Source organism: Ideonella sp., from assembly GCF_035254525.1.
Lineage (GTDB): Bacteria > Pseudomonadota > Gammaproteobacteria > Burkholderiales > Burkholderiaceae_C > Ideonella.
In genome coordinates this window covers 1-6621 of record NZ_DATFAN010000045.1, presented here as the reverse complement: position 1 = coordinate 6621, position 6621 = coordinate 1, and the positions used below count along the sequence as shown (strand labels likewise).

Annotated in this window: 4 protein-coding genes and 1 pseudogene; 1 reads left to right on the top strand and 4 read right to left on the bottom strand. The window is 72.4% G+C overall.

The window, feature by feature from the left end; all coding sequences use genetic code 11:
• Positions 1–244: 244 nt before the first annotated feature.
• From VJ693_RS04395 to VJ693_RS04380, 4 genes and pseudogenes are all read right to left on the bottom strand, one after another.
• Complete coding sequence (locus tag VJ693_RS04395) at positions 245–1303, bottom strand: ATP-dependent 6-phosphofructokinase (protein ID WP_324152249.1); 1059 nt, start codon at positions 1301–1303, stop codon at positions 245–247.
• Positions 1304–1310: 7 nt separating this feature from the next.
• On the bottom strand, positions 1311–2834 hold the full coding sequence (locus VJ693_RS04390) for a S10 family peptidase (protein ID WP_324152248.1): 1524 nt from the start codon (positions 2832–2834) through the stop codon (positions 1311–1313).
• A 57-nt stretch (positions 2835–2891) separates the two neighbouring features.
• Positions 2892–3632 (bottom strand): 2OG-Fe dioxygenase family protein, encoded by a 741-nt coding sequence (locus VJ693_RS04385; protein WP_324152247.1) that lies wholly within the window; start codon positions 3630–3632, stop codon positions 2892–2894.
• A gap of 22 nt (positions 3633–3654) precedes the next feature.
• A pseudogene (locus tag VJ693_RS04380) lies at positions 3655–5466 on the bottom strand (carboxyl transferase domain-containing protein); the annotation flags it as partial.
• 57 nt (positions 5467–5523) lie between these two features.
• Here VJ693_RS04380 and VJ693_RS04375 point away from each other — a divergent pair.
• Positions 5524–6621: sensor histidine kinase (locus VJ693_RS04375; RefSeq protein ID WP_324152246.1), on the top strand; the 1098-nt coding region annotated here is incomplete at its 3' end.

Here is a 6621-nt window from a genome sequence, read left to right as displayed (position 1 = left end):
GAGCCGGTATCCGCTTGGGCGATTTGGGAGCGCCGAGAAGCGCAGGGCTTGTGGCAGCGAGCGCCAGCGAGCCTCGTAAACAAACTCACTGGCGATTGTTCGAGCACAGCGAACGCAGTGAGCGGAGCGAGTTCGACGGCGGCCACGAAGCCGAGCACTGCAGGGCACCCTCGGCGCAGCCGAGGGCGCGGACTCATGAGCCCCACCGCCTGCCGGCCCCCGGCCGCCGCGCCAATCCCGCCCGTCAGCCCCCCAGCCAGACCCCGACACCCCGCGCCGCGAGCAGCCGCTCGTCGTCCATCGGCACCGGCCGGCTTCGCCCCGCCACGCTCTCCAGCGTGACGCTGGCGCAGTCGGCTCCCTTCAACACCACCATCCGCCCGAAATCACCCGCACGCACCAACTCGGCCGCGTGGTAGCCGAAGCGCGTGGCGAGCACCCGGTCGAAGGCCGTCGGCGTGCCGCCGCGCTGCACATGGCCGAGCAGCGTCGTGCGCACCTCGCTTTGAAGGTGCGGCTCCAACTGGGCCTGCAGCCACGAGCCGACGCCGCCCAGGCGGATCGGATCGGGGCTGCCTTCGAGGCGCGTCTTCACGGTCAGGTCGTGGCCGGTGGCCCTCGCACCCTCGGCGATGCAGATCAGCGTGTGCCCTTCCCTCGACTCGCGCTCGCGGCACCAGGCGGCGAGTGCGGCCACGTCGAAGGGGATTTCGGGGATCAGGATCGCATCGGCGCCACCGGCCAGGCCGCCTTCGAGCGCGATCCAGCCGGCGTAGCGGCCCATGGTCTCGGCGATCATCACACGGCCATGGCTGCGCGCCGTCGTCGCGAGCCGGTCAAGCGCCTCGGCGACCACCGCCACGGCGCTGTCGAAACCGAAGCTGCGGTCGTTCTCGGGCAGGTCGTTGTCGATCGTCTTGGGCACGCCGACCACCGGCAGGCCGAGGCGGTGGAAGCGTTCGGCAATCTGCATCGTGCCGTCGCCGCCGATCGCCACCAGCGCATCAAGCTTCAGCGTGTCCTTCGCATAAGCCAGCGCCTGCGCCGAGCGGTCGACGCCGTCCACGTCCTTGAACGGATCGCAACGGTTGTGGGTGCCGAGGATGGTGCCGCCCTCGGCGAGGATGCCGCGGACCGTCGTGGCTTCGAGCGGGCGCGAGGCCCCGTGCAACAGCCCCCAGAAGCCTCGCTCGATGCCGGTCACTCGAGCGGCGCACTCGCCGATCAGCGGCAGCGTGACCGCGCGGATCACTGCATTCAAGCCTGGGCAATCGCCGCCGCCGGTCAACAGGCCGATGTGCATGGCAATCTCAATGCGGCAGGTCGCCCAGCCAGCTCACGAGATCGGCCTTGAGCTGGCGAATGTCGGCCTCGCGGGTGTACATCATGTGGCCAGCACCGTAGTAGCGGTGCGTGATGCGCGAGCGCACCTCGGCCGTGATGTCGAGCTGGTCCAGGCTCCAGTCGGTCGCGCTGTAGGGCGTGCCGAGATCGAACTGGCCGCTGGCGACGAAGACCGCCAGGTGCGGCAGCCGGCGCAGCGCGCGGGCCAGATCCGGGCTGGTGCAGGCGTAGCTGTTGCCCTGAGCCTCGCCGCGGTTCCAGTTCCAGGCCTTGTGCGCCTGCATCGACATCGGCACGTAGACGCGCTCGACCGCACCCTCGCCCATCCCGATGCCCAGCGTGCCGCGGAAGTAGTCCATCGCCGCCATCGTGTACGGCGCCGCCAGCGCGTCGATCGATGGGTCGAACTCCCACTCGCGCTTGCGGTCCGGCCCCATCGGCCCGGCCACGCGCGCGTCGAGCCGGCCCAGCACCTGGCCGCGGTCGCGCAGCAGCTCGTGGAAGTAGCGCATGTCGGGCACGCGCAGGTTCATGTGCTCGACCACCGCCGGCGCCAGCCCGATCAGCTCGCCGACACGGCGGGCGATGCGGCCACGCTCCTTCTCCGACAGCGCGGCGCCGCGGTGCAGCGCCGACAGGTAATCGCCGTGCACGAAATCCAGCGCCGCAGCGCGCGCCGCATCGGCCGACGCGGCCTGCGGGCCCTTCAGGCAGCCGTGGAACTGCGCCGTGCCGGCGAAGGCGGGCAGGAACAGCGCGTACGGCAGGTCGTTGCGCGGCGAGAACTCGAGCGCCTGGATGTCCATCGCGCACGACACCAGCACCAGCCCCGCCAGTGCCACGCCCTGCTCGCACAGCTGCTCGGCCATCGCCGCGGCGCGCGTCGTGCCGTAGCTCTCGCCGCACAGGTACACCGGCGAGCCCCAGCGCTGGTGCCGCGTGAGCCAGGCGCGCATCGCCTCGCACAGCATCGCCACGTCGCCGTCGACGCTGAAGGCCTTCTTGCGCGCCTCTTCACTGGCTGTCAACGAAAAGCCGGTGTGCGGCGGGTCGAGGAAAACGAGGTCGAAGTGCTCGAACCAGCTCAGCGGGTTGTCTTCGACACGGTAGGGCGGCACCGGCATGCCGCCGTCGTCGCGCACCCGCACGCGCTTGGGGCCCAGCGCCCCCAGGTGCAGGAAGATCGAGGCCGAGCCGGGGCCGCCGTTGAAGGCGAAGCAGACCGGGCGTTGGCGCGCCGCATCGGCTTCCAGCTGGTAGGCGGTCGTGAAGATCGCCGCCTCGGGCTCGCCATGGGTCTCGCCGTGCTGGCCCGAGCGCACCGGCATGAAACCGGCGTCGACACGGTAGGCCAGCCGCTGCCCGCCGAGCTCCACGCTGCCCGTGCTGCGCGCCGGCGATTCGGCCAGCGCCAGGTCGACCGCCGCGCGCTGGCGTTTGTTCGCTTCCTCCTTCTCGGCGGCACTGGTGGGCTTGGCGGGTTCGCTCATGCGGGGGTCTCCGTTGTGAAGGCTCGTGGCCTTGGGGTTGATGCGGGCCGGCGCCGGTCAGGCAGCCGGGCCCTGGAAGCCACTGGCTCGGTAAGTCAGCACCAGCGTGTCGCGGTAGCCGCTGCCGCCGGGTTGCAGCGGCTGGATCGGCGTGGATTCGTGGATCACGCGCTCGTCGTCGAGCCACAGCGTGGCGAACGGCTCGGCGAGCGTGAAGCGCAGGCCCTCGCGGCCCTCGGCGGCGAAGACGCGCGTCTCGCCGCCCTTGATGGCCTCGCGCGAGATCAGCGTCACGCCGACCAGGTCGACGCCGTCGCGGTGGGCGCCTTCGGGCGTCGGCCGGCCGATGCCGTCGGTCGTGTCGATGCGGAACAGGTGCGCCTCGACGTACCAGGGCTGCACGCCTTTCAAGGCGGACGCCCGCGCGGCGCCGACCATCAGGAAGCGCGCCCACAGCGGGTCGGTGACGAGCGCATCGGGCAGCGGCTCGAAGTGCCGCTCGATGCCGCCGTGCAGCGCGTTGTATTCGATCGGCTGCCAGTGCGGGCGGTGCGGCTGCAGCTCGACGTGCTCGCCCTCGACGATGAAGCAGCCGTGGCGGCGGCGGCGGTAGCGGCCACCGTCCTTCAGGTAGCGGTCGGGCGGCAGGTCGTCCCAGAACGGACGCCAGCGCGCGAGCACGACGGCCGGTTCGCCGAGCAGTTCGCCCAGGTCGTGGGCACCCAGCACCGCGAAGCCCTGGTCGGCCAGCACCGTGTCGATCTCGGTGGGTGGGCAGGTAGGAGGTGAAAGCAGCATGGTGGTCTGATTGTGGCCTCGCTCACCAGGTGTCGAGCAGGCCGCGCCGCGGCGGCAGCGGCGCGCCGGCCGCGGCCTGCAGCCCGCGGGCCAGCCAGGCGCGGGTTTCGGCGGGGTCGATCACGTCGTCGATCTCGAGGTAGCTGGCCATGTTGATCGCCCGGCCGCGGGCCATGTGCTCGGCGACCAGTTGGTCGAACAAGGCCTGCCGGCCCTCCCCCGCGGCCTCCAGCTCCTTGCGAAAACCCAGCCGCACGGCGCCTTCGATACCCATCGCGCCGAACTCGGCGCTGGGCCAGGCCGCCGTCGCCACCGGCGCGTGGAAGTGGCCAGCCGTGAGCGCCATCGCGCCCAGCCCGTAGCCGCGCCGCAGCACCACGCTGAAGACCGGCACGCGCAGCGCGGCGGCGTTGACGAACAGCCGCGCCGCGTGGCGCACCATCGCGGTCGCCTCCGACGCCGGCCCGACCATGAAGCCGGGCGTGTCGACCAGCGTGACCAGCGGCAGGCCGAAGGCGTCGGCCAGTTGCATGAAGCGAGCGAGCTTGTCGCAGGCCGGGGCATCGAGCGCGCCGGCCAGGTGGCGCGGGTGGCTCGCGGCCAGCGCGACGGGTCGGCCCTCGATGCGCGCCAGCGCGGTGATCACGCCCGGGCCGAACTCGGCACGCAGCTCCATCACCGAGCCGGTGTCGGCCAGCGTGCGGACGATGCCGCGTGGGTCGTACAACGCATTGCGGTTCTCGGGCATCGCGTGGCGCAGCGGGGCCTGGTCGGCGGCGTCGCCCGGCGGCAGCGCGCCCTGGAAGTAGCCCAGGTAGCGCTTCGCCGCGGCCACGGCCTCGGCCTCGTTCGCGACACGCAGGTCGATCACGCCGTTGGGCGCCAGCACCGAGACGGGCCCCACGTCCTCCGGCGCGACCTTGCCGAGACCGCCGCCCTCGATCATCGCCGGGCCGCCCATGCCGATGCTGGCCGAGTCGGTCGCGATGATCACGTCGGCGCAGCCGAGCAGCGCCGCGTTGCCCGCGAAGCAGCGCCCGGCGACGATGCCCACGCGTGGCACCTGCCCGGCCAGCGCGGCCCAGCGGGCGAACGTCGTGCAATCCAGCCCGGCGACGAGGGGCCAGTCCACGTCGCCCGGCCGGCCGCCGCCGCCCTCGGCGAACAGCACGACCGGCAGCTTCAGCCGCCCGGCCACGTCGAGCAGCCGATCGCTTTTCTTGTGGTTGAACACGCCCTGCGTGCCGGCCAGCACCGTGTAGTCGTAGGCCATCACGGCACAGCGGGCGCGCTCGGCGCCGAACAGCGCGGCGTTCACGGTGCCGACGCCGGTGACCAGCCCGTCGGCCGGCGTCTGCGCGATCAGCTCGTCCAGCGGCCGGCGGCTGCGCTGCGCGGCCACCGCGAGGGCACCGTATTCGCTGAAGCTGCCGGCATCGAGCAGGTCGGCCAGGTTTTCGCGCACCGTGCGGCCGCCGGCCGCGTGGCGGCGGGCCGCCGCCTCGGGGCGCGCCGCGTCGGTCAGGCGGTGGCGGCGCTCGGCCAGCGTCGCAAGCTCGGGGTGCGGGGCCGGCAGCGGCGGTGCGGCGGCCACCGGCGCCTCGGCGCGCTCGGCCATCTCGAAGCGGGCGAGCTCCTCGCCCGGGGCCACCGTGTCGCCCACCGCGACGTGCAGCGCCTGCAGCCGGCCGCTGAACGGCGCCTCGACCGGCACCTCCATCTTCATCGACTCGATCACGATCACCGGCCGCCCGGCCGCGACCGTTTCGCCGACACCCACTTCCAGCGCGATCACGATGCCCTGCACGGGCGCACACAGCTTGACGAAACTCATGCCACCGATTCTGACTCGCCCACCGGTAGACTCCCCCGGCGCGCGCTGCCTTCGCCCATGCCCTCCGCCCTCCCCCCGCAAGACCCCAGCTTCGACCTTGGCCAGCTCCACACGGCGCTGGACATGTCGGCCGTGAGCATCTGGCGCATGGACATCGCGACCCAGCGCGTCCACGCCAACGCCGCGGGCTTCCGCCTGCTGGGCCTGACGCCACGGGTCGACGGCTGGCCGGTCGAAGAGATGATGCGGGCCATCCACCCCGACGATCGCCAGGCGGTGGAAGAGGCCGCGCACCGGGCGCGCCTGCAGGGCAAGCCGATCGAGCTGCTGGCGCGCTTCAAGCATGAAGACGGGCAGTGGCGCCAGGTGTTGACACGGCGCAAGGCGATCCGCGACGCCGAGGGTCACCTCGTGGCCTTCTTCGGCATGGCGATCGACGTGACCGAGCGCCTGCGCGCCGAGCAGCACCTGCGCGACGCGAACGAGCGCATCGCACTGATCGCCCGCACCGCCGGCATCGGCACCTGGGAATGGGACCTGCCCGACGGAAAGAGCCGCTGGGACGAGCAGATGTTCCTGCTGCGCGGCCTCACGCCGCGGGCCAAGGCACCGACGCTCGACGAGATGACGCAGCTCGTCCACCCCGACGACCGTGACCATGTCAGCCAGCAGATGCTGCGCGCCTCGGCCGGCAGCGGGCCGACGCAGTACGAGTTCCGCGTCCTGCTCCCCGACGGCCAGGTGCGCTGGCTGGCCTCGCGCTCGGTGCCGGTGCCCGACGCGCAGGGCCGCATGATCCGCCGCATCGGCGTCAACTGGGACATCACCGCCAGCCGCGCGGCCGAGCAGGAGCGCCAGGCCGCCGCGCTGGCGCAGCGCGAAAGCGAGGCCAAGTCGGAGCTGCTGGCCCGCATGAGCCACGAGCTGCGCACACCGCTGAACGCCATCCTCGGCTTCACCGAGCTGCTGATCGCCGAGGAGCGGCCGGACGACGGTGCCGACCGGCGCGGGCGGCTCGAGCACATCCGGTCCGCCGGCCGCCACCTGCTGGCGCTGATCAACGACGTGCTCGAACTTGCACGGCCCGGCAACGAAGCCAGCAGCGCGCACCCGATGGGCCGCGTGCCGCTGGAGCCGCTGTTCGCCGAAACGCTG

Coding starts and splice junctions, on each gene's coding strand:
- VJ693_RS04390 (WP_324152248.1), bottom strand. CDS start 2,834: ATGAGCGAACCCGCCAAGCCCACCAGTGCCGCCGAGAAGGAGGAAGCG.
- VJ693_RS04395 (WP_324152249.1), bottom strand. CDS start 1,303: ATGCACATCGGCCTGTTGACCGGCGGCGGCGATTGCCCAGGCTTGAAT.
- VJ693_RS04385 (WP_324152247.1), bottom strand. CDS start 3,632: ATGCTGCTTTCACCTCCTACCTGCCCACCCACCGAGATCGACACGGTG.